This is a genomic window from Kluyvera fluvialis (assembly GCF_059725275.1).
Genome location: NZ_AP046142.1, coordinates 647,823 through 669,710, shown reverse-complemented (window position 1 = coordinate 669,710; position 21,888 = coordinate 647,823). Strand labels below are relative to the sequence as shown.

Below are 21,888 nucleotides of genomic sequence, written 5' to 3'. Positions count from 1 at the left end.
TACGTTCCTTATTTCAGTGATAACGACATGCCCTGAAGGAAATATCGCCGGAATAGAATGAATAGCGCGACGACCGGCAGCATCTGCACCACCGCGCCCGCCATGACAGGGCCTAAATAAACGCCATACGATTTACTGAACGTCGCCAACAGCACCGAAAACGGCATTTTGTCGATATCGCGCATCACAATCAGCGGCCAGAGGAAGTTGTCCCAGGAGCTGGAAAAAGTGAACAGCGCGACAATCGCCAAAATCGATTTGTTCAGCGGCATCATGACGTGGCGCAAAATGCCCCACAGGTTGGCGTGATCCAAGCGTGCAGCGTACAGATAGTCATTCGGCGTGCCTTTAAAACTCTGTGACACCATGAAAATTCCCCATGCGCTCATGGCGTAAGGCAGGATCATGGCGCTGTAACCGTTAATCAGCCCCAGCTCTCGCATCAGTACAAACTGCGGGATGATGAACATAAAAACAGGAAAAACCATCTGTACAATCAACAGATTGCGAAACGCGTTCTTCCCGCGAAACTCTGTTTTTGCCAGCGCATACCCCACCAGCATGGATGTCACGGTCACGCAGGCGGTGATCGTTATCGAGACAAACAGCGAGTTAAGTAAGGTACGCAGAAACGGTTTATCCGCACGGTTGCTGTTATCAAAAAGGAAGGTGTAATTTTCCAGCGTCAGCGGGCCAGAAAATAAGCTGCTGGTGTAGATTTGTGCCGTCGGTTTAAACGACGAAATCACCATCCAAATAAACGGATAGAGCCAACTGAGGGCCAGCAAAAACATTACCGCATGTATTAACAGGCCCGGTAGCGTGAGTTTTTTCATTCACACAATCTCGATATTTTTTTCAAACAGTTTGCGGAAAACCCAAATCACCAGAAAACTACATCCGGCAACAATAATCGACATCGCTGCCGCCCACGTCGGTTTCATATTCTGAAAAGCGGCTTCATACATCACCACCATCGGGCTGGTTGTGCTGTTCAGCGGACCGCCGCCGGTAATTAAATAGGGTTCGGTAAAAATACTGAATGCCACGGTAATCGCCAGTACCATAACCATCACAATTTGCGGGTTCATCATCGGTAATGTAATCGCCCAGCCTTGTTTAAAGCGCGGTGTTTTATCCAAAATAGCCGCGCTATAAATATCATGAGGAATAGCCTGCATCCCCGAATAAAGAATCAGGCCGTAATAACCGACAAATTTCCAGGTAACAATAAGGGCAATCGATAACATAGCGCAGTCAGGGTTGGTAAACCAGGGAACAGAAATACCCAGCATATCGCGCAAGAATTGATTAACCGGGCCATATTCACTAAACAACTTTGAAAATACGATGGAATAGGCCACGCCTGAGGAGATATTCGCTAACAGAAAACTCAGGGCAATAAAACTTTTGCCATATTTAATTTTCCGTAGCCCCGCAGCAAACAGTAATGAGGCGGCAAATACAATCGGTATATACCACATCAGGAAGCGACAGATATTCCACATTGATGTCCAGAACAACCTATCATTCAGAACACCAATTAGATTTTGTAGCCCCGAAAACCGGGGCGTGCCAATAAATTGCCACTGTGTCACGCTAAGCACCATCAGCCATGCCAGTGGATAAAACCAGAACAGCAATGAGTAGCCTATCCACGTGGAGGCCAATAGGCCTCCGGTGCGGGAATCATATCCAGCCATTCTTCCCCCTTATTTCGCCAGCAGGGTGTTAATTTCTTGCTGGGATTGTTCAAGCGTTTTAGCTGGGGGTTCATTGTTAAAGATGACCCGTTCAAGCATCTGCGTCATGCTGCGCTGCACCTCTGTGGTCTGCGTGGTAGCCACCGGAGGAAGCGCAACATCCACATACGAGGCGATATCCTTCTCTAACGGATTCTGCTCAAAGTACTGGGTAAACACTGGGTTGCTCATCAGATCCGCACGAGCCGGCGGCATCCCGGTTATCTCTAACCAACTGCGATCGTGCTCCGCATCGTTAAATACCCATTGTATAAACGCCCAGGACTGGGTTTTATGTTTGCTGGAGCGAAACATCACCATCCCTTTGCTATCGCCAAACGTATAGGGATGTGCCGCGCCGTTTTCTGTCAGCATCGGGCCGATTTGAATGGTTTTCAGCACATCAGGATACTGTTTACGGTAACGCGCAAGATCCCACGGGCCACGCGCGGATGCCAGCACCTGTCCGGCCGCCAGCGGGTCGTCAGCCGAAGTGAAATCGTAGCTGCTCCACTTGTTGCTAAAGACTTTCCCCATAAACGTCAGCACCGCTTGCCCATCCGGGTTATTGAACTGCGCCTTCCCCTCTGAAATATAAGGCTTTCCCTGGCTCTGCGCGGAGTACAGCGGGATGAAATCAAACCAACGTTCCCACCAGTTTTTACCGGCGGTCAGTTGCATGACATAGCCGTTATTATCCGCCGCCCGACGCTCTGCCAGTTGGTATAATTCGTCATAGCGAGAGGGTACATGGTCAAAGCCGTATTGCTTCAGTAAATCCCCCCGCCACCACCAGACGATTGGGTTAATATAAATCGGCAGTACGTTTTGCTGGCCGTTTAATTTCCAGGCAGAAATAATCGAAGCCATTTGGCGATTTTGAATTAACGCATCAAAGCCCGGCATTTTAGATAAATCTTCAATCTGCCCCACATCGACAAGCTGGCTGGCAAAACCGATAAATATATTACTGGAGATATCCGGTTCCGTCCCCGAAGCTAACGCATTCATAATAGCTTCTTCGGAACTATTGGCAGCAGGAATAGTGGTAAATTCAACGGGAGTGTGGGATGGGTCTTTATTCCATTCCGTAACCATTTTATTCCAGAATGCTTCTTCATTTTCATTCGGCGCGACCCATAATTTTATCGGTGTTTTCGCGCTATCTTGCTCATCTTTTTTATCATCTGGACCACAGCCCGATATGCATAGACTTAGTAATATCGACGCCGTTAATTTAGCAACCGCTGCAACTTTCACGATATATCTCCCTAACTCTCAATAAGTGTTATTGGCTTACCGCTACCCTGCTTTGAATGGAGCGTAAGCTAACATTCATTTTTTATGTTTAACGTTAAACCAATCACAAAACAATTTTTGTTTAACGATAAACTTAGCCGCCACTCACGAATAAATTAAAACTCAAATATATAAATACTGTGAATATGAAAGAAGAAAACAAAAAACCTGAAGAATATAAAGAGCCAAGCACGAGCAGAATTACAATAAAATCATTGGCGAAAGAAATGGGTATTTCCCACACTACGATTTCAAACGTATGGAATAACCCTGAAAAGCTTTCCGTGGAACTACGCGAGCGGATTTTACGCTATGCCGAAAAAGTCGGCTTTCAGGGGCCGGATAAGCTCGCCAGAGCCCTGCGTACCGGCAAGTCCGACACTATTGGCGTGATTTTTAACGACTCGATGAGCTATGTGTTTATCGACCCGCATGACATCAAACTGATGAGCGGGATTGCGGTTCGCTGCGAACAGCAAAATATCAACCTGGTGCTGATTCCTTTGCAGAAAGGGGCATCCAGTAAAACGCCATCGCTCACGACGCTGGTTGATGGCTACATTCTGAACGCCACTCATAATAATGCGGCGATCATCCAACAGACGCTGGCACGCCACCTGCCCGTCGTCACGCTCGATTTCCAGTTGCCGCAGTACAGCAGTGTCTCGATAGATAACGCCAGCGCGATGCGCGATATCACCACCTATCTGATTCAAAAAGGGCATCGCCGGTTTGGCATTATCGCGTTCTCGTCAAGCCCAGGGGTGTACGGAGAGCGCCATCTGGCGCAAGCCATCAGCGGCGATAACACCTTAATGCTGACGCGTGTAAACGCCTGCCGCGAGGTCTTTCGCCAGCACGAAATACCCCTTTCCGACAGTTGGTTATACGAGACTCATCACGATGAACAGCATGGCGAACAGGCCGCAGAGGCGCTGTTAACGGCTCATCCAGATATCACGGCATTGATTTGCTTATCAGACCGTTTCGCTATCGGCGCGGTGAATTATTGCCAGCGAAATAACCTCGCCATTCCGCAGCGCGTTGCCATTACCGGTTTCGACAATATGACGCCCGTCGTTAACGGACTCGGGCTGACCACCATCGCCCAGGATGCCGAACGCAAAGGCGAGATAGCCGTTGAATTACTCCTGAAAAACGGGCCCATCACCCACTATGCGCTGGAATATCAGCTCATCATGCGGGAAACGGCCTGAGTGCACATTGCTTAACAGAAGAGTGGATTATGGATGAACTGACCTGTTTTAAAGCCTATGACATTCGTGGTGAAGTTGGCCTCGACCTCACAACAGAAATCGCCTTTCGTATTGGCAGAGCTTATGCCACATGGTTGCAGCCGCGCCGTGTGGTTGTGGGAGCCGATAATCGCTTAAGCTCGGAGTCGTTGAAAGCGGCGTTGATTGAAGGGCTAATCGCCAGCGGCGCAGACGTGATAGATATCGGCCAATCCGGCACTGAAGAGATCTATTTCGCCACCCGCCATCTGCGAGCTGATGGCGGGATTCAGGTCACTGCCAGCCATAATCCCGCGCACTACAACGGCATGAAACTGGTGCGTGAAGAAGCGCGCCCCATCAGCAATGACAACGGCTTGCTGGAGATAAAAGCGCTGGCGGAACACAACCGCTTTGCGCCCGCCCTTCGTCGCGGCAGCCTGACGTCTTACAACAACCGCCCCGACTGGGTTAATTGCCTGCTGCATTTTATTGATCACCCTGTTATGCGCCCGCTGCGCATCGTCACCAATGCCGGACACGGAACCGCTGGCCCGGCGCTGGATGCACTGGATGAAGGCTTGCAGCGCCTCGGCGTGGCGGTAGAGTTTATCCGTCTGCACCATCAGCCGGACGGCCATTTTCCGGCCGGTGTACCGAACCCGATGCTGATAGATAACCGGCTGGCGACTCAACAAGCCGTGATTGCGCACCGCGCCGATTTCGGGATTGCCTGGGATGGCGATTTTGACCGCTGCTTTTTCTTTGACGAGCGCGGCGAATTTATCGAAAGTTATTATCTGGTTGGCTTATTTGCCCACTACTTTTTGCAGCGTTCTCCTGCCAGCACGATTATTCTCGACCCACGCTTAACCTGGAATACCCTGGACGTTATCACGCGCAGCGGCGGCAAGCCGATTGTCAGCAAAACGGGGCACGCTTTTATTAAAGCCCGTATGCGCCAGGAAGATGCCATTTACGGCGGCGAAATGAGCGGTCACCACTATTTCCGTGATTTCGGCTATTGCGACAGCGGCATGATACCGCTGGTACTGATGCTGCAAATTATCGCCAGCGATAGCCATTCTCTGTCGCACTTTATCACCGAGGCACAGGCGCGTTTTCCGGTGTCCGGCGAGATAAATTTGGTCGTGGATAATCCTGTCTCCGTGTTACAGAGCGTTGTCGATAGCTACCAATCTGATGCGCCGCACCGGGATGACTGCGATGGTATCAGCCTCGCCTTTCCTGACTGGCGCTTCAATTTACGCACCTCAAATACCGAACCCTTATTACGCCTGAACGTCGAAACGCGGGGCAACAGCGCCCTGCTCAGTGAAAAAACCGACGAAGTCCTCGCGCTGATTGCCGCACAGCAGCCTGCTAAGGAGAACTCATGACCGCGCTTTCTCTGGTAAATATTCATAAGAACTATGACAAGACCACTATTATTGAAAACCTGTCGCTGGAGATTAACTCCGGCGAATTTATTGTGCTGGTGGGGCCATCGGGGTGCGGAAAATCAACGCTGCTGCGCATGATTGCCGGGCTGGAAATGCCGGATAACGGCACGCTCATGATGGGCGCTCAGGATGTAACTCATCTGGCGGCGGGGAAACGCAGTTTGTCGATGGTGTTTCAGTCCTACGCGCTGTACCCGCATATGACGGTACGGGAGAATCTCGCTTTCGGCCTGCGTAACATCCGCACGCCTGCCGCCGATATTGAGCAACGCATTGCCCACGCCGCCGCCATGCTCAAACTGGATGAAATGCTCGACCGCCTGCCGCAAAACCTCTCCGGTGGGCAGCGCCAGCGCGTCGCCATTGGCCGCTCGATTGTGCAAAAACCTGAACTATTCCTGTTTGATGAGCCGCTATCAAACCTTGATGCCGCCCTACGTGTTGAAATGCGCCAGGAAATTCAGCAACTGCACAACACCCTAAAAAACACCATGATTTATGTCACCCACGATCAGGTCGAAGCCATGACGCTGGCTGACCGTATCGTGGTGTTATACAAAGGGAAAATTGAGCAAGTGGGCACGCCGCTTGAGCTGTACAACACGCCAGCCAACCTGTTTGTCGCCGAATTTATTGGCACACCCAAAATCAATATTCTGCCTGCCGTTTGGCGTCAGGGCGCGCTGCACATCAGTGATAACATCGTGTTTCCCCTTTCCCGCCAGCCCACCGGCATTCGCGAAGGCGACAAAATGTTCGTCGCCATTCGCCCGGAGCATGTGCAATATCAGCAGCCGGGCGATTTTAGCCTGAAAGGGCGAACCCGGCTGTGCGAGCTTCAGGGCGATTCTACGCTGGTCTGGCTGGATGTCGCCGGGCACTCCGTATGCCTGAAATCATTCCAGCAACTCAGTTTTGCCGCTCAAAGCCCATTGACCATAACCCTACAAGAATCTTATCTTCATCTCTTTGATTCTTTGGGTAAACGCGTGATATTCGCCGACCAGGTAGCCTAACCATCGCCCCCGTATCTGGGGGCGTTATTTGAATCTCATCACAATCATCGCATTCCCCTTTTCCCTTTTGCTCGCCGACGGCTAAATTAGTAACTCATCCGACCACATAACAATAATTTCACATACTGGACATCCTTATGAGCTATCCGTCGCTGTTCGCCCCGCTCAATCTGGGTTTTACCGAGCTTAAAAACCGTGTGCTGATGGGTTCGATGCATACTGGGCTGGAGGAGTATCCCGATGGCGCGGAGCGTCTGGCGGCGTTCTACGCCGAGAGGGCGCGCCACGGCGTGGCGCTTATCGTCAGCGGCGGTATCGCGCCAGCACCGTCCGGCGTAGGAATGGAAGGCGGCGCGGTATTAAATGACGTTAGCCAACTGCCGCACCACCGCACCATCACCGATGCGGTACATCAGGAGGGCGGCAAAATCGCACTCCAGATCCTGCACACTGGGCGCTATAGCTACCAACCGCACCTGGTGGCGCCGTCGGCAATTCAGGCGCCCATCAACCGTTTTACACCACATGCGCTGTCGCACGATGAAATTCTGACGCTGATTGATGATTTCGCCCGCTGCGCACAGCTCGCGCGTGAAGCAGGCTACGACGGTGTGGAAGTGATGGGGTCGGAAGGCTATTTGATTAACGAGTTTCTCGCCGCTCGCACCAACCAGCGCGACGACCAGTGGGGCGGTTCATACGCCAACCGGATGCGTTTCGCCGTGGAAGTGGTTCGCGCGGTACGCCAACGTGTCGGCCTCGATTTTATTATTATCTATCGCCTGTCGATGCTCGATCTTGTTGATAATGGCGGCACATTTGATGAAACCGTCCAGCTCGCACAGGCTATCGAAGCGGCGGGAGCGACGATTATCAACACCGGCATCGGCTGGCACGAGGCGCGCATTCCCACCATCGCAACGCCAGTACCGCGCGGGGCGTTTAGCTGGGTGACGCGCAAGCTAAAGGGCCATGTCACTATCCCACTCGTCACCACCAATAGGATCAATTCGCCGCAGGTGGCAGATGACATTCTGGCGCGCGGCGATGCCGATATGGTGTCGATGGCGCGCCCCTTCCTCGCCGACGCCGAGCTGCTATCGAAAGCGCAGTCCGGTCGATCGGATGAGATCAACACCTGCATTGGCTGCAACCAGGCCTGTTTGGATCAGATCTTCGTAGGCAAAGTGACCTCTTGTCTGGTCAACCCTCGTGCGTGCCATGAAACCAAAATGCCTATCACCCCAGCAGTACTGCGCAAACATTTGGCCGTGGTGGGCGCAGGCCCGGCGGGGCTGGCTTTTGCCATTAATGCTGCTGCACGCGGCCACAGCGTGACGCTGTTTGATGCGAATGCGGAGATAGGCGGTCAGTTTAATATCGCCAAACAGATCCCCGGCAAAGAGGAGTTTTACGAAACCTTGCGCTACTATCGCCGCATGATAGAGGTCACTGGCGTGGGTTTGCAGCTTAACCGGTGGGTTAACGCGGAGGATCTGCTCGCGTTTGACGAGGTGCTCCTCGCCAGCGGTATTGCCCCGCGTAAGCCGCCGATCGACGGTATCGATCATCCGAAAGTATTGACCTATCTTGATGTCCTGCGCGATAAAGCGCCGGTCGGCCAGCGGGTCGCCATTATCGGCTGCGGCGGGATCGGCTTTGATACCGCGATGTATCTTAGCCAGCCAGGCAGCGCCACCAGCCAGAATATCGCCGAGTTCTGCATTGAGTGGGGCATCGATACCAGCCTGCAACAGGCGGGCGGCCTGCGACCGGAAGGCCCGCACCTGCCGCGTAGTCCACGGCAAATCGTGATGTTACAGCGCAAAGCCAGCAAACCCGGCGAAGGGTTGGGGAAAACCACCGGCTGGATCCACCGCACCACCCTGCTGTCGCGCGGTGTGAAGATGATCCCTGCCGTCAGCTATCGCTACATTGACGATGAAGGGCTGCATGTAGAAATCAACGGCGAAGCGCAAACGCTGGCGGTCGATAACGTGATCATCTGCGCCGGACAAGATCCGAAGCGGGATCTCGCCCTGCCGCTACAGCAGGCAGGTAAAACCGTGCATTTGATTGGCGGTTGCGATGTCGCCCAGGAGTTAGATGCCCGCCGTGCGATTGCGCAAGGCACTCGCCTGGCGCTGGGGATTTAAGCAGAATCTCATTCAATCAATAAATAGCGCTGGTGAAATACCAAATCGAGCAGCGAGCTTTTTGGCATGATCCAGCGTCAGTTTCCGTTGCCCGCTTAATACCCGCGATACCATTGATTTGCTGCCAATTTCTGGCAAATCAGACAGCGTTAATCCGTGTTGGCTCATCAGAATACGAATAACGGATACCCCCGCAGGCATTGCCTCAAGTTGGGCATTAAATTCAGCAAACTCTGGCGAAGAGTGCTCCCAGGCACTGATTTTGGCGCACACCAGATCCAATAACGGGTTATCAGGATCGTTAAGCAGTAGATGATCGATAAATGTCAGCGCTTGTGCGTACTGATCTTCATTTTGAATACCAGCCAGAAAGGGAGCCGCTGCCGTCAACTTTTCGCCCGCCTCCAGGATATCGGAAATTATCATGCTTTTTTCCCCTTAGTACGGTAACCAGCGGTAAAACTATCGTATTCCTTGTGGGTGAATACGTGCCGGATGTAACACTTCTGCGCCTCAAAGAAGATCAATGCCACGACGCGTAACTCATGGTGTCCAATATCGATAACATAGTGCTTATCAAGGTATTTAAAATTATCCAGAGAGGGAAATATCGCCTTCAAAACGTCAGGTGTTCTGAAGTAGCCCTTTGAAATCACATTCCCTAAAGCCAATAATTCCGTTCTATGCTGTGGAAATTTTTCAGCCGCATCCTTCAATGTTTTCAGTGTAATCAGGTGCATTCTTCATCACGTCCGTTGACAAATTGGCAATATCATAACACGGGTTGCCAATTTGGCAACGCAGGTTCAGCGTAAGTCAGCCCGACATTACGCCAGAAATAATCCAGCACAACGGAGAATCGCGTTTAAGGATGGGGAAAGTGTGGAGTTTGCGAGTATGGTTCCAAAGCCTTGCCGGATAGGCATCCGGCGGCTTTGTTGCCCGATGGTGCGACGCACATCGGGCCTACGGTCAGTTAGCGACGACGGCCTAACTTCACCGACTTCAGCACCACAAATTTATTATTGGTGGCGATGGTTTCGCAGTTACCGAAGATCTTCTTCAGTTTGTGGAAATAATCCAGGTGACGGTTCGCGACGATATACAGCTCGCCGTTAATTTTCAGGCAGCGGCGGGCATGGTGGAACATTTCCCATGCGATGTTATCGGTTAGCGCGTGCTTCTGATGGAACGGCGGATTACACAGCACCGCATTGAAGCGGAACGGCTCAACGCCCGATAGCGCGTTGTTAATCATAAACTCGCAGCGATCCAGCGCGTCAGGCAGGTTGGTTTCCACGTTCAAACGGCTGGAAGCCACAGCCATTGGCGATTCATCAACAAACACCACGCTCGCCTGCGGGTTTTTCTCCAGCAGGGTCAGGCCAATCACCCCGTTACCGCAGCCCAGATCGACAATCTCGCCTTCCAGGTTTTCCGGCAAGTGCTGCATAAAGAAACGCGCGCCGATATCCAGCCCAGTACGGGAAAAGACGTTGGCGTGGTTATGGATAGTCCAGTCAGTCCCTTCCAGTTTCCAGCTCAGGGTCAGCGACGTGTCAGCCAGTTCTGGCTTGCTGAATGTGCAGTTAATGAGGCGCGCTTTTTTCCACGCAAGCGTCGTGGTCGTTGGGCCAAGCACCTTTTCAAACAGTTCGAGAGTTGAAGTGTGGATATCACGCGCTTTCGCGCCAGCGATAATCCGCGTTTGCGGGGTAACGACTTCACGCAGCGCGCGCAGTTGTTGCTCCAGCAACGCCATAGTTTTTGGAATCTTAATCAGCACCACGCCCGGCGCTGACGGGTATTCGGCGGTGCTATCGAGAAATTTAACGCTGGATTCCACAATATCGTTGTGACGCAGGTTTTCACGCGTCGCCAGCTCGCTTAAATACGAGTCGCCAATGCTGTAAGGCGTGTGCTCCGCCAGAGGGCAGGCCAGCGCGCCGAAAGTGTCATTCAGGATAAGCACCGGGCCGCTAATTTCGGTATCGTCCAGCTGTTGCAGCAGATATTCATCTGCCGCTTCCCACGCCAGCAGCGGGTTAACGTCGTCCGTTTCCGGGAAACGTTTTAGTGACAGCGAACGGAAACCGTTGTCTATGTGGCTCATCGGCCCTCCTGAATGGTAAAATTTCGGCGTGATCCCTGAAAAGGGTGCGTGAGTATACACTTTTTAATCCGATTTGGGGCTGCGATGACACAACTAACTTACCTCCAGGGCTACCCGGAACATCTACTGGCGCAGGTGCGTACGCTCATCTCTGAGGAGCGTCTTGGCACCGTGCTGGAGAAGCGCTATCCGGGGACGCACGATTTCGCCACCGATAAAGCGCTGTGGCAGTACACGCAAGATCTCAAAAGCCAGTTTCTGCGCAATGCGCCGCCAATCAATAAAGTGATGTACGACAACAAGATCCACGTATTGAAAAATGCGCTGGGGCTGCACACCGCCGTTTCACGTGTGCAGGGGGGCAAACTGAAAGCCAAGGCAGAAATTCGCGTTGCTACGGTTTTCCGCCACGCGCCAGAAGCCTTTCTCAAGATGATCGTGGTGCATGAGTTGGCGCACTTAAAAGAAAAAGATCACAACAAAGCGTTCTATCAACTGTGCTGCCATATGGAACCGCAGTATCACCAGCTGGAGTTTGATACTCGCCTGTGGCTGACGCAGCTTTCGCTAAAGGAAACTGCGCAGTAAGACAATCGTTTTGTCATTCTGACGTGCTACATTGAGTTCAGAATCCCTTTATGGAGCCAGAAGGCGTTTATGATACGTTTCGCTGTTATTGGCACAAACTGGATAACCCGCCAGTTTGTCGATGCCGCTCATGAGAGCGGCAAATATAAGTTAACCGCAGTTTATTCCCGCAGCCTCGAACAGGCGCAAAGCTTCGCCAATGATTATCCCGTCGAGCACCTGTTTACCTCGCTCGATGCGATGGCGCAAAGTGATGCCATTGACGCGGTGTATATCGCCAGCCCAAACTCGCTGCATTTCCCGCAAACGGCACTGTTTTTACGCCATAAAAAGCATGTTATCTGCGAGAAGCCGCTGGCGTCGAACCTGCACGAGGTAGAGCAAGCCATTGCGCTGGCCCGTGAAAATCAGGTGGTGCTGTTCGAAGCGTTCAAAACCGCCAGCCTGCCTAACTTCCAACTGCTGCAACAGTCGTTGCCAAAGATTGGCCGGATCCGCAAAGCATTCATCAACTACTGCCAGTATTCTTCCCGCTACCCGCGTTATCTCAACGGTGAAAACCCAAATACCTTTAATCCGGCCTTCTCAAATGGGTCGATTATGGATATCGGTTTTTACTGCCTGGCATCGGCGGTGGCGCTGTGGGGCGAGCCGAAACAGGTGCAGGCCTCTGCCAGCCTGCTCGACAGCGGTGTTGATGCCCACGGCGTCGTCGTGCTGGATTACGGCGATTTCAGCGTCACGCTACAGCATTCCAAAGTGAGTGATTCCACCCTGCCAAGCGAGATTCAGGGCGAGGAGGGATCGCTGGTGATTGAGAAAATCTCCGAGTGCCAAAAGCTGTGCTTTATTCCTCGTGGCAGCAAAGCACAAGATCTCAGCCAGCCGCAGCATATTAATACCATGCTGTATGAAGCAGAGGCGTTTGCGCGGTTGGTTGAAAACAATGAAGTGAATCACCCAAGCCTTGAGGTGAGCCGCATTACCGCCCAGGTGCAGACCGAAATTCGCCGCCAAACCGGCGTCGTGTTCCCGGCAGATGCGCCGACTGCGTAAAACAACGTAAAAGAGATGTTACAGGCCATTGACGAAATCAGTGGCCTGTCATATTTTGTAACGAGCAAAGGGGAGTAACTTCCTTGTCGGTGGATCGTCATTACGATACGTGCAAAACCGTATCCGGTCGCCGGGCAACGAAAAAGGAATGCGGCAACGTATTCCTTTCTTGTTGTAAGTGAGACCTTGCCGGAAGGCGAGGTCTATGCGTAGAAAAGCAACGGCTATCGTCTTCTGACGTTAGCCGTTTTTTTTATGCGTAAGGAATTGAGTTATGAATACTGTCGGCACACCGTTACTGTGGGGCGGATTCGCTGTCGTGGTGGTGATTATGCTCGCTATCGACCTGCTGTTGCAGGGCCGTCGTGGCGCGCACACCATGACCATGAAGCAAGCAGCAAGCTGGTCGCTGGTTTGGGTCACCCTCTCTTTGTTGTTCAACGCCGCTTTCTGGTGGTATCTGGTTCAAACCCAGGGCCGCGCGGTGGCCGATCCTCAGGCGCTGGCTTTCCTCACCGGCTATCTGATTGAAAAATCACTGGCGGTGGATAACGTCTTCGTTTGGCTGATGCTGTTCAGCTACTTTTCCGTACCGGCGGCATTGCAGCGCCGCGTGCTGGTATATGGCGTACTGGGCGCGATTGTACTGCGTACGATTATGATCTTCGCGGGCAGTTGGCTTATCTCGCAGTTCGAGTGGTTGCTGTACGTCTTTGGCGCGTTCCTGCTGTTCACCGGTATTAAGATGGCGCTGGCGAAAGAGGACGAAGGCGGCATTGGCGATAAACCGTTAGTTCGTTGGCTGCGCAGCCATTTGCGCATGACCGATAAAATCGAGAACGAGCACTTCTTTACCCGTAAGAATGGCGTGCTGTTTGCCACGCCTTTGCTGCTGGTGCTGATTCTGGTTGAGCTAAGCGACGTGATTTTCGCGGTCGATAGCATCCCGGCTATTTTTGCGGTCACTACCGATCCGTTTATTGTCCTGACCTCTAACCTGTTCGCGATTCTCGGCCTGCGTGCGATGTACTTCCTGCTGGCTGGCGTGGCGGAGCGTTTCTCGATGCTCAAATACGGGCTGTCGGTCATTCTGGTGTTTATCGGTATCAAGATGCTGATAGTCGAGTTCTATCACATCCCGATAGCCGTCTCGCTGGGCGTCGTTTTCGGGATTTTGACGGTTACCCTGCTACTCAATGCCTGGGTTAACCATCAGCACGATAAGAAGAACACGCAGCGCTAAGCGTTCTCGCTGGGCGGTAATGCGCCGCCCAGCAATTATGTAAATTTAAAGTTAAAAAATATGACGCATGGCGTAAATTACAGCATTTTACGCTTCCTCAGTTGGCAACTTTCCTTATACTCAACCAGGCAAACACTTATTTACATCCTTACATAAACGTAACAAATAATACGTCCGCAGGATGGCACATCACATCACTGGAAGGAATATATTCATGACGAGATCTCCGTCTTCCAGCCTTTTCCGCCGCCTGGTGCAGGGAAGTCTGGTACAACAAATACTGATAGGTTTAGTGCTGGGTATCGCCCTTGCACTGGTGTCGAAACCGGCGGCGGAAGCGACCGGCCTGCTGGGCACGCTGTTTGTTGGTGCGCTGAAAGCCGTTGCTCCGGTACTGGTACTGACGCTGGTGATGGCCTCCATCGCCAACCATCAACAGGGGCAGAAAACCAATATTCGCCCTATTCTCTGGCTCTACCTGCTGGGCACGTTTTCCGCCGCGCTGACGGCGGTGCTGGTCAGTTTTCTGTTCCCATCCACACTGCAACTCTCAACCGGCGCGACGGATATCACCCCGCCAACCGGCATTGTGCAGGTGATGCATGGGCTGCTGATGAGCATTGTGGCAAACCCTATCCATGCGCTGATTAACGCCAACTATATTGGCATTCTGGTGTGGGCGGTGGGCCTCGGTTTTGCGCTGCGTCATAGCAATGAAACCACCAAAAACCTGGTCAACGATATGTCAAACGCCGTCACTTTTATTGTAAAAGTGGTTATCCGTTTTGCGCCTATCGGTATCTTCGGTCTGGTGTCTTCTACCCTTGCGACCACGGGTTTCTCCGCACTGTGGGACTACGCGCAAATCTTGCTGGCACTCCTGGGCTGTATGGTGGTAGTCGCGTTAGTGATTAACCCGTTGCTGGTATTTATGCAGATTCGCCGTAACCCGTATCCGCTGGTACTCACTTGCCTGCGCGAAAGCGGCGTCACCGCCTTCTTCACCCGCAGTTCAGCGGCGAATATTCCGGTGAATATGTCGCTGTGCGAGAAGCTCAACCTGGATAGAGATACCTATTCGGTGTCGATTCCACTGGGGGCGACGGTCAATATGGCCGGGGCGGCGATAACCATCACCGTGCTGACGTTAGCGGCGGTACACACCTTAGGCATTCAGGTCGATTTGCCTACCGCGCTGCTGTTAAGCGTGGTTGCGTCACTGTGTGCCTGCGGCGCGTCGGGTGTGGCGGGTGGCTCGCTGCTGTTAATCCCTCTGGCTTGTAATATGTTCGGCATACCGAACGAAATCGCCATGCAGGTGGTCGCCGTCGGCTTTATCATCGGCGTGTTGCAGGACTCCTGCGAGACGGCTATCAACTCGTCAACCGACGTTCTGTTCACCGCCGCCGTGTGTCAGGCGGAAGATGCTCGCCTGGCAAAAAACGCCCTGCGCAGCTAGCCCTTCAGCCCCTTCGCCATCAGGCGGAGGGGTTTTCTTCCTGCTCTTTCTTCTCGACCTTAAAAGGGTCAATGCCTTTACGCTGCATCCGCCAGAAACGGATAATGTTGAGGCCGTTCATGACCAGGAAGCTGCCTTCAATCATCGTGCCGCCAATCGAGCCTAGCCAAAAATTATGCAGAACCCAGCAGGCAGTCGAGCACCACATCACACAGCGTACCGTAAGCCCTTTGCAGCGAAACAGCGCCCAGGTACTGGCGACCGTGCCGATAATCGGCAGCAGTTCCATCGGGTGATGTAATTTACCCAGCCCGAGAATCAGCGTTAGCGCGATAAACACACACATCACCCACAGGCGGCGCGTGTAAACCGACACGATAGTACGAATAACGTTTAGCTCGGCGCTCATTCCGGCGGGAATGGCTCCCATCAAAAAGAAGTGGACGCCGATAGTGGCGCTATACAAAGAGAGCTGGAACTTAAAGCGCCGTTCGTCGCGGTTGATAAAGGTGGTGATGCCGATTAAAAATGCGAGAACACCTACGCCCTGGGCTAGCCAATACGCAGTCATGAAAGAGTCCTTGTTAAACACCATAAAAAAACGGCGCTTCAGTATTTGAAACGCCGTTTTATCGTATCAGATCACATTTTTATTACAATGTGACGCCGCTTTTAAAGATAGCCAGTTCGCGGAAATCATTGCGTTCGTTGCAGGTTGGTTTGCCGTTGGCGAAATCAACGATGGTGTCAACAAACTCCTCCAGCAACTGCGGCATCGCTTTACCGTGAATCAGCTGACCGGCATCAAAGTCGATCCAGTGCTTTTTCTTCGCCGCCAGCTCGCTGTTGGTGGCAATTTTTACCGTCGGCACAAAACCGCCGTAAGGCGTACCGCGACCGGTGCTGAACAGCACCATGTGGCAGCCCGCGCCCGCCAGCGCACTGGTCGCCACCGCATCGTTACCCGGTGCGCTAAGCAGATTCAGGCCGTGGGTTTTCAGACGTTCGCCGTAGCGCAGCACATCGACCACTTTACTGGAGCCAGCTTTCTGCGTGCAGCCCAGCGATTTATCTTCCAGCGTGGTAATCCCACCCGCTTTGTTACCCGGTGATGGGTTCTCGTAAATCGGCTGGTCATGGGCAATAAAGTACTGCTTAAAGTCATTGACCATGGTCACCAGTTTCTCGAACGTGGCTTCATCGCGGCAGTGATCCATCAACAGTTGTTCGGCGCCGAACATTTCCGGCACTTCGGTGAGCACCGTCGTCCCGCCGTTAGCAATCACATAGTCGGAGAAACGGCCCAACATCGGGTTAGCGGTGATACCGGACAAGCCATCAGAACCGCCGCATTCCAGACCAAACTTCAGCTCGCTTAATTTACCCGGCTCGCGTTTGTCGTTGCGCATCACGTTGTACAACTGGTGGAGATGTTCGACCCCTGCTTCCACTTCGTCTTCCTGGTGTTGGCAGACCATAAAGTGAACGCGTTCAGGAGAGAACTCGCCAAGCGTTTCGCGGAAGGCCTCGACCTGGTTGTTTTCACAACCGAGGCCAACCACCAACACCGCGCCCGCATTCGGGTGGCGTACCATATTTTGCAGCATGGTACGGGTGTTGATGTGGTCATCGCCAAGCTGTGAACAGCCGTAGGTGTGGCTGAAAAGATGGACGCCGTCGATACCTTCGGCGTCGTGAGTCTCTTTCAGAAAACGATTCTGCATCTGACGTGCCATCGCGTTAACGCAGCCGACGGTGGGCAAAATCCACAGTTCGTTACGCACCCCGACATCCCCGTTTGCGCGGCGATAAATCTGCACCTCGCGATCGGCTGGCTGGGCAACCTCTGCCTGGAAATCCGGTTGGTAGCGATACGTGTCCAGGTCGCTCAGATTCGTACGCGTGTTGTGAGCATGAATATGCTCGCCCGCCGCAACATCGGCCAGCGTATGGCCAATAGGCAAGCCATATTTAACGACGTTGTCGCCCTTCGCGATGTCGCATAAAGCAAACTTATGGCCTCGACTCACCGGCTGGCGCAGGGTTATCACCTGCCCGTCAACCGTCACTTCGGTGCCTTCAGCTAAATCAGCGAGCGCTACTGCGACATTATCCAGCGCATGGATCTTGATGTATTGCATACCAACCCCAGACCTTAGTTCAGTTCAATGGCGAAGTAGTCACGCGCATTGTTAAAGCAAATATTTTTCACCATTTCACCCAGCAATTGGATGTCGGCAGGGGCTTCGCCCGCCGCCACCCAGCGGCCAATCATCTGGCACAGAATACGGCGGAAGTATTCATGACGGGTGTAGGACAGGAAGCTACGGCTATCGGTCAGCATACCAACGAAACGGCTCAGCAGACCCAGTTGCGCCAGTTGCGTCATCTGACGTTCCATACCGTCTTTCTGATCATTGAACCACCAGCCGGAACCGAACTGCATTTTGCCCGGCATACCTTCGCCCTGGAAGTTACCAATCATCGTGCCCAGCACTTCGTTATCGCGCGGGTTCAGGCAGTACAGAATGGTTTTTGGCAGCAGATTCTGTTCGTTTTGTTTGCTCAGCAGCTTAGACAGTTCTTCCGCCATTGGGCGGTCGTTGATGGAGTCAAAGCCCACATCCGCGCCCAGCAGTTTGAACTGACGCTGGTTGTTATTGCGCAGCGCGCCAATGTGATACTGCTGTACCCATTCGCGACGGGCATATTCCGCGCCGAGGAACACCAGCACGGCGGTTTTGAACTGCGCGACTTCGTGCTCGCTCAGGGTTTCACCCGCCAGGCGACGCGCCAGGATGCTGTCCAGTTCGGCTTCGTTAGACTCAGCAAACATCACCACGTCCAGCGCATGGTCAGACACTTTACAACCGTGAGCAGCGAAGTGATCCAAGCGTTTGGTCAGCGCGGTTTGCAGGTCAGCGAAGCGACGGATGTCGGTATCGGAGACTTCTGCCAACTTCGCCATGTAGTCGTTAAAGGTTGCCTGTTCAATATTGAACGCTTTATCTGGACGCCAGCTTGGCAGCACTTTCACATCAAAAGAGCCGTCTTTCGCGATAGTGGCGTGGTGTTCCAGCGAGTCGATTGGGTCATCAGTCGTCCCGACCATTTTCACGTTCATCTGCTTCATGATGCCACGCGCAGAGAAGTTGTCTTGCGCCAGCAGGTCATTGCACTGGTTCCAGATTTCATCTGCAGTAGACGGAGACAGCAGTTTGCCGGTGATCCCGAACGGACGGCGCAACTCCAGGTGAGTCCAGTGGTACAGCGGGTTACCGATGGTGTGCGGTACGGTTGCAGCCCACGCGTCGAATTTCTCACGGTCAGACGCATCGCCGGTACACAGACGTTCTGCCACACCGTTGGTACGCATAGCGCGCCATTTGTAATGATCGCCTTTCAGCCAGATGTCATACAGGTTTTTAAAACGATAATCTTCAGCCACCTGCTGCGGCGGTAAATGGCAGTGGTAGTCGAAAATCGGCTGGTCTTTTGCGTAGTCGTGGTACAGGCGGCGGGCAAATTCGGTGTCTAACAGAAAATCTTCAGTCATAAACGGGGTCATTATCGTCTTCCTCTCAGCGAGTGGGTCAGATGTTTATCTGTAATGCCGTCAAAGTTATCACACCAATTTCGCTGAGCCGAAGATTTTTTCGTGAGTTAGATCAATAAACACTGACAAAAAATGACATTAAAAATGGCCAAACACCGCCGCAGGCCGCGCCATTACTGGCCTACTCTATCTACCCCTTAAACGCTATGGAAAATACCTCTTTTGTGACGGTATTCACCTTTTAAAGTTGTATGACAAGTTATCTTCCACTCCGTCGAAACACATTGAACGATGGAATGCATTAGCAGTGGTTCATACAACACCTGATTAAGCGGTACGGATACCGAATTCAACACACCAGCTAATGGTAAGTTCGGGCCGTACCGGGATTCACTCCCCCCGGTAAGCCCTTCGAGAATGACATCCTCCTCTGGTAAAGGAAGATGGCTGCGGGACTCGCAGTGATAACAACACGATGAGGTTTACATGCGTAAAATTAAAGGATTACGTTGGTACATGATTGCACTGGTGACGATGGGCACCGTGCTGGGATACCTGACACGTAATACCGTTGCAGCGGCTGCACCGACTCTGATGGCAGAGCTGCATATTTCCACACAGCAATATTCGTACATCATCGCGGCTTATTCCGCTGCTTATACCGTCATGCAGCCCGTTGCGGGCTACGTTCTGGATATTCTGGGTACCAAAATTGGTTACGCCTTCTTCGCCGTTGCCTGGGCCGTTTTCTGTGGCGCAACAGCGCTGGCGGGAAGCTGGGGCGGGCTGGCCATCGCACGTGGTGCGGTGGGTGCTGCAGAAGCCGCAATGATTCCTGCTGGCCTGAAAGCCAGCTCCGAGTGGTTCCCGGCGAAAGAACGTTCTATCGCGGTAGGCTACTTTAACGTTGGCTCCTCAATCGGTGCGATGATCGCGCCACCGCTGGTGGTATGGGCTATCGTGATGCACAGCTGGCAGATGGCGTTCATTATCTCTGGTGTGCTGAGCTTCGTATGGGCGATGGCGTGGCTGATTTTCTACAAACACCCGCGTGACCAGAAAAAACTGACTGACGAAGAACGCGACTACATCATTAATGGTCAAGAAGCGCAGCACCAGGTCGGTACGGCGAAGAAAATGTCCGTTGGTCAGATTCTGCGTAACCGCCAATTCTGGGGTATCGCCCTGCCACGCTTCCTGGCAGAGCCAGCGTGGGGGACATTCAACGCCTGGATCCCGCTGTTCATGTTCAAAGTCTATGGCTTTGACCTGAAAGAAATCGCCATGTTTGCGTGGATGCCAATGCTGTTCGCTGACGTTGGTTGCGTACTGGGGGGTTACTTGCCGCCGCTGTTCCAGCGCTGGTTTGGTGTGAACCTGATTGTTTCCCGTAAGATGGTCGTAACGCTGGGTGCGGTACTGATGATTGGCCCTGGGATGATTGGCCTGTTTACCAACCCGTATATCGCGATTGCCCTGCTGTGTATCGGTGGTTTTGCTCACCAGGCGCTGTCCGGTGCGCTGATTACCCTGTCTTCTGACGTCTTCGGTCGTAACGAAGTGGCTACAGCTAACGGGCTGACCGGCATGTCTGCCTGGCTGGCGAGCACCCTGTTTGCCCTGGTCGTCGGCGCGCTGGCTGACACCATCGGCTTCAGCCCGCTGTTTGCGGTACTGGCTGTCTTCGACCTGTTAGGTGCGCTGGTTATCTGGACGGTTCTGCAAAACAAACCGGCTGACGATGGCCAGTCTGGAGCAAACACCTCAACGCAGCAGGCGACACAAAACTAATCGGTGACAACCGTTTGTTTTTCCACAAGCCGCCTTAATACAGGCGGCTTTTTTCATGCCCGATTGTGGTGAGTAGCTTGTAAAAGTGGTATAACAAATTTAATCTGCCGTACCCTGCCTGGAGAGCATATGGAAATCACCGACACACGTCGCTTGTATCAGCAACTTGCCGCTGAGCTAAAAGAACGCATTGAGCAAGGCGTTTACCTTGTGGGCGATAAACTGCCTGCTGAGCGTTTTATTGCCGATGAAAAGAGCGTCAGCCGTACGGTGGTTCGCGAAGCCATTATCATGCTGGAAGTCGAAGGGTATGTTGAAGTCCGCAAAGGCTCAGGCATCCATGTTATTTCGAATCAAGCCAAGCACCATCAAGCGCCAGATGAAAATATGGAGTTCGCCAACTACGGCCCGTTCGAACTGCTCCAGGCACGACAGCTCATTGAAAGCAATATTGCAGAGTTTGCGGCGACCCAGGTCACCAAGCAGGACATCATGAAGCTGATGGAGATTCAGGATAAGGCGCGCAAAGAGAAATGCTTCCGTGACTCCGAGTGGGATCTCCAGTTCCACGTGCAGGTTGCTTTGGCTACGCAGAATACAGCGCTGGCGGCTATCGTCGAGAAAATGTGGACTCAGCGCGTGCATAACCCGTACTGGAAAAAACTCCACGACCATATCGACTCTCGTACCGTGGATAACTGGTGCGATGACCACGATCAAATCCTCAAGGCGTTGATTCGCAAAGATCCACACGCGGCAAAACTGGCCATGTGGCAGCATCTTGAAAACACCAAGCTGATGCTGTTCAACGAAACCAGCGATGATTTTGAGTTCAACGCCGACCGTTATCTGTTCGCAGAAAACCCCGTCGTACACCTCGATACTGTCTCTATCGGCGATAAATAAGCCACGTAGCAACAGGCAGGCCGCAACGGCTTGCCTGACTTTCAAGGTGGGTAAGCGTTTGTAAATCCCCTAGCCTCTCCCTGCTCGAAGCCGCAAAATCAATCTGCAACAAATTGCAATTTCTATGACGGCAAACTTGCCAGTTTGTTACAATTGCATGCATTTTGTCGTTTGATAGATGAGTAATAGATTATTTCGCCAAAACATGGACTGTTCAGCGTATATTTACCGCGATGCTATTAAAATAGAAACAGAGAAGACATCG

General features: G+C 52.6%; 19 protein-coding genes. 10 read left to right on the top strand and 9 right to left on the bottom strand.

Annotation, left to right across the window (positions count from 1 at the left end):
* Nucleotides 1-8: 8 nt before the first annotated feature.
* The 3 genes from AC6I4B_RS03275 to AC6I4B_RS03265 are packed head-to-tail and all read right to left on the bottom strand — an operon-like array spanning nucleotide 9 to nucleotide 3,002.
* A complete protein-coding gene (locus AC6I4B_RS03275) occupies nucleotides 9-836 on the bottom strand; it encodes a carbohydrate ABC transporter permease (protein ID WP_497769574.1) in 828 nt (275 codons plus the stop codon).
* The gene (locus AC6I4B_RS03270) at nucleotides 837-1,703 is read right to left on the bottom strand and encodes a carbohydrate ABC transporter permease (protein WP_497769573.1); all 867 of its coding nucleotides are present in this window, start codon (nucleotides 1,701-1,703) and stop codon (nucleotides 837-839) included.
* Nucleotides 1,704-1,712: 9 nt separating this feature from the next.
* Nucleotides 1,713-3,002 (bottom strand): ABC transporter substrate-binding protein, encoded by a 1,290-nt coding sequence (locus tag AC6I4B_RS03265; RefSeq protein ID WP_497769571.1) that lies wholly within the window; start codon nucleotides 3,000-3,002, stop codon nucleotides 1,713-1,715.
* 266 nt (nucleotides 3,003-3,268) lie between these two features.
* On the opposite strand from AC6I4B_RS03265, the gene AC6I4B_RS03260 reads away from it, so the two are divergent.
* From AC6I4B_RS03260 to AC6I4B_RS03245, 4 genes are all read left to right on the top strand, one after another.
* Nucleotides 3,269-4,258 (top strand): LacI family DNA-binding transcriptional regulator, encoded by a 990-nt coding sequence (locus AC6I4B_RS03260; RefSeq protein WP_497769569.1) that lies wholly within the window; start codon nucleotides 3,269-3,271, stop codon nucleotides 4,256-4,258.
* A gap of 29 nt (nucleotides 4,259-4,287) precedes the next feature.
* Entirely contained in the window at nucleotides 4,288-5,676 is a 1,389-nt protein-coding gene (locus AC6I4B_RS03255; RefSeq protein ID WP_497769568.1) for a phosphohexomutase domain-containing protein, read from the top strand.
* Nucleotides 5,673-6,755, top strand: coding sequence for an ABC transporter ATP-binding protein (locus tag AC6I4B_RS03250; RefSeq protein ID WP_497769566.1), 1,083 nt, complete (start codon nucleotides 5,673-5,675; stop codon nucleotides 6,753-6,755). The genes AC6I4B_RS03255 and AC6I4B_RS03250 overlap by 4 nt, the downstream gene beginning before the upstream one ends.
* A 137-nt stretch (nucleotides 6,756-6,892) precedes the next feature.
* On the top strand, nucleotides 6,893-8,911 hold the full coding sequence (locus AC6I4B_RS03245; protein WP_497769564.1) for an oxidoreductase: 2,019 nt from the start codon (nucleotides 6,893-6,895) through the stop codon (nucleotides 8,909-8,911).
* Between the two features lie 12 nt (nucleotides 8,912-8,923).
* On the opposite strand, the gene AC6I4B_RS03240 is transcribed toward AC6I4B_RS03245, so the two are convergent.
* The 3 genes from AC6I4B_RS03240 to rlmG form a co-directional block, all read right to left on the bottom strand.
* Nucleotides 8,924-9,337 (bottom strand): helix-turn-helix domain-containing protein, encoded by a 414-nt coding sequence (locus tag AC6I4B_RS03240; RefSeq protein ID WP_497769563.1) that lies wholly within the window; start codon nucleotides 9,335-9,337, stop codon nucleotides 8,924-8,926.
* Nucleotides 9,334-9,651: a type II toxin-antitoxin system HigB family toxin gene (locus AC6I4B_RS03235; protein WP_497769561.1), complete on the bottom strand. Its 318-nt coding sequence runs from the start codon at nucleotides 9,649-9,651 to the stop codon at nucleotides 9,334-9,336. The genes AC6I4B_RS03240 and AC6I4B_RS03235 overlap by 4 nt, the downstream gene beginning before the upstream one ends.
* A gap of 236 nt (nucleotides 9,652-9,887) precedes the next feature.
* Nucleotides 9,888-11,024 carry a 23S rRNA (guanine(1835)-N(2))-methyltransferase RlmG gene (gene rlmG / locus AC6I4B_RS03230; RefSeq protein WP_497769560.1) on the bottom strand — a complete coding sequence of 379 codons (1,137 nt, stop codon included), beginning with the start codon at nucleotides 11,022-11,024 and terminating at the stop codon, nucleotides 9,888-9,890.
* Nucleotides 11,025-11,108: 84 nt separating this feature from the next.
* Here rlmG and AC6I4B_RS03225 point away from each other — a divergent pair, with 84 nt between their 5' ends.
* The 4 genes from AC6I4B_RS03225 to sstT all read left to right on the top strand — a co-directional run bounded on the left by AC6I4B_RS03225 (nucleotide 11,109) and on the right by sstT (nucleotide 15,370).
* On the top strand, nucleotides 11,109-11,612 hold the full coding sequence (locus AC6I4B_RS03225; protein WP_497769558.1) for a M48 metallopeptidase family protein: 504 nt from the start codon (nucleotides 11,109-11,111) through the stop codon (nucleotides 11,610-11,612).
* Nucleotides 11,613-11,681: 69 nt separating this feature from the next.
* The gene (locus AC6I4B_RS03220; protein ID WP_497769556.1) at nucleotides 11,682-12,668 is read left to right on the top strand and encodes a Gfo/Idh/MocA family protein; all 987 of its coding nucleotides are present in this window, start codon (nucleotides 11,682-11,684) and stop codon (nucleotides 12,666-12,668) included.
* A gap of 274 nt (nucleotides 12,669-12,942) precedes the next feature.
* On the top strand, nucleotides 12,943-13,911 hold the full coding sequence (locus AC6I4B_RS03215) for a TerC family protein (protein WP_497769554.1): 969 nt from the start codon (nucleotides 12,943-12,945) through the stop codon (nucleotides 13,909-13,911).
* A gap of 214 nt (nucleotides 13,912-14,125) precedes the next feature.
* Nucleotides 14,126-15,370: a serine/threonine transporter SstT gene (gene sstT, locus AC6I4B_RS03210; RefSeq protein ID WP_497769553.1), complete on the top strand. Its 1,245-nt coding sequence runs from the start codon at nucleotides 14,126-14,128 to the stop codon at nucleotides 15,368-15,370.
* Between the two features lie 19 nt (nucleotides 15,371-15,389).
* Here the strand turns inward: sstT and AC6I4B_RS03205 are convergent, their stop codons facing one another.
* From AC6I4B_RS03205 to uxaC, 3 genes are all read right to left on the bottom strand, one after another.
* Nucleotides 15,390-15,941 carry a YgjV family protein gene (locus AC6I4B_RS03205; protein WP_497769552.1) on the bottom strand — a complete coding sequence of 184 codons (552 nt, stop codon included), beginning with the start codon at nucleotides 15,939-15,941 and terminating at the stop codon, nucleotides 15,390-15,392.
* Between the two features lie 82 nt (nucleotides 15,942-16,023).
* Nucleotides 16,024-17,511: a UxaA family hydrolase gene (locus AC6I4B_RS03200; RefSeq protein ID WP_497769550.1), complete on the bottom strand. Its 1,488-nt coding sequence runs from the start codon at nucleotides 17,509-17,511 to the stop codon at nucleotides 16,024-16,026.
* Between the two features lie 14 nt (nucleotides 17,512-17,525).
* Nucleotides 17,526-18,938: a glucuronate isomerase gene (uxaC, locus tag AC6I4B_RS03195; RefSeq protein WP_497769549.1), complete on the bottom strand. Its 1,413-nt coding sequence runs from the start codon at nucleotides 18,936-18,938 to the stop codon at nucleotides 17,526-17,528.
* Between the two features lie 474 nt (nucleotides 18,939-19,412).
* On the opposite strand from uxaC, the gene exuT reads away from it, so the two are divergent.
* Both exuT and exuR read left to right on the top strand, forming a co-directional pair.
* Nucleotides 19,413-20,717 (top strand): hexuronate transporter ExuT, encoded by a 1,305-nt coding sequence (gene exuT / locus AC6I4B_RS03190; protein WP_497769547.1) that lies wholly within the window; start codon nucleotides 19,413-19,415, stop codon nucleotides 20,715-20,717.
* A 129-nt stretch (nucleotides 20,718-20,846) separates the two neighbouring features.
* Nucleotides 20,847-21,623, top strand: coding sequence for a transcriptional regulator ExuR (gene exuR, locus AC6I4B_RS03185; protein WP_497769545.1), 777 nt, complete (start codon nucleotides 20,847-20,849; stop codon nucleotides 21,621-21,623).
* Nucleotides 21,624-21,888: the final 265 nt, after the last annotated feature.

What these genes read in the sequence shown, in the direction of transcription:
- AC6I4B_RS03275 (WP_497769574.1), bottom strand. Translation starts at nt 836, where the DNA reads ATGAAAAAACTCACGCTACCGGGCCTGTTAATACATGCGGTAATGTTT.
- AC6I4B_RS03270 (WP_497769573.1), bottom strand. Translation starts at nt 1,703, where the DNA reads ATGGCTGGATATGATTCCCGCACCGGAGGCCTATTGGCCTCCACGTGG.
- AC6I4B_RS03260 (WP_497769569.1), top strand. Translation starts at nt 3,269, where the DNA reads ATGGGTATTTCCCACACTACGATTTCAAACGTATGGAATAACCCTGAA.
- AC6I4B_RS03255 (WP_497769568.1), top strand. Translation starts at nt 4,288, where the DNA reads ATGGATGAACTGACCTGTTTTAAAGCCTATGACATTCGTGGTGAAGTT.
- AC6I4B_RS03250 (WP_497769566.1), top strand. Translation starts at nt 5,673, where the DNA reads ATGACCGCGCTTTCTCTGGTAAATATTCATAAGAACTATGACAAGACC.
- AC6I4B_RS03245 (WP_497769564.1), top strand. Translation starts at nt 6,893, where the DNA reads ATGAGCTATCCGTCGCTGTTCGCCCCGCTCAATCTGGGTTTTACCGAG.
- AC6I4B_RS03240 (WP_497769563.1), bottom strand. Translation starts at nt 9,337, where the DNA reads ATGATAATTTCCGATATCCTGGAGGCGGGCGAAAAGTTGACGGCAGCG.
- AC6I4B_RS03235 (WP_497769561.1), bottom strand. Translation starts at nt 9,651, where the DNA reads ATGCACCTGATTACACTGAAAACATTGAAGGATGCGGCTGAAAAATTT.
- rlmG (WP_497769560.1), bottom strand. Translation starts at nt 11,024, where the DNA reads ATGAGCCACATAGACAACGGTTTCCGTTCGCTGTCACTAAAACGTTTC.
- AC6I4B_RS03225 (WP_497769558.1), top strand. Translation starts at nt 11,109, where the DNA reads ATGACACAACTAACTTACCTCCAGGGCTACCCGGAACATCTACTGGCG.
- AC6I4B_RS03220 (WP_497769556.1), top strand. Translation starts at nt 11,682, where the DNA reads ATGATACGTTTCGCTGTTATTGGCACAAACTGGATAACCCGCCAGTTT.
- AC6I4B_RS03215 (WP_497769554.1), top strand. Translation starts at nt 12,943, where the DNA reads ATGAATACTGTCGGCACACCGTTACTGTGGGGCGGATTCGCTGTCGTG.
- sstT (WP_497769553.1), top strand. Translation starts at nt 14,126, where the DNA reads ATGACGAGATCTCCGTCTTCCAGCCTTTTCCGCCGCCTGGTGCAGGGA.
- AC6I4B_RS03205 (WP_497769552.1), bottom strand. Translation starts at nt 15,941, where the DNA reads ATGACTGCGTATTGGCTAGCCCAGGGCGTAGGTGTTCTCGCATTTTTA.
- AC6I4B_RS03200 (WP_497769550.1), bottom strand. Translation starts at nt 17,511, where the DNA reads ATGCAATACATCAAGATCCATGCGCTGGATAATGTCGCAGTAGCGCTC.
- uxaC (WP_497769549.1), bottom strand. Translation starts at nt 18,938, where the DNA reads ATGACCCCGTTTATGACTGAAGATTTTCTGTTAGACACCGAATTTGCC.
- exuT (WP_497769547.1), top strand. Translation starts at nt 19,413, where the DNA reads ATGCGTAAAATTAAAGGATTACGTTGGTACATGATTGCACTGGTGACG.
- exuR (WP_497769545.1), top strand. Translation starts at nt 20,847, where the DNA reads ATGGAAATCACCGACACACGTCGCTTGTATCAGCAACTTGCCGCTGAG.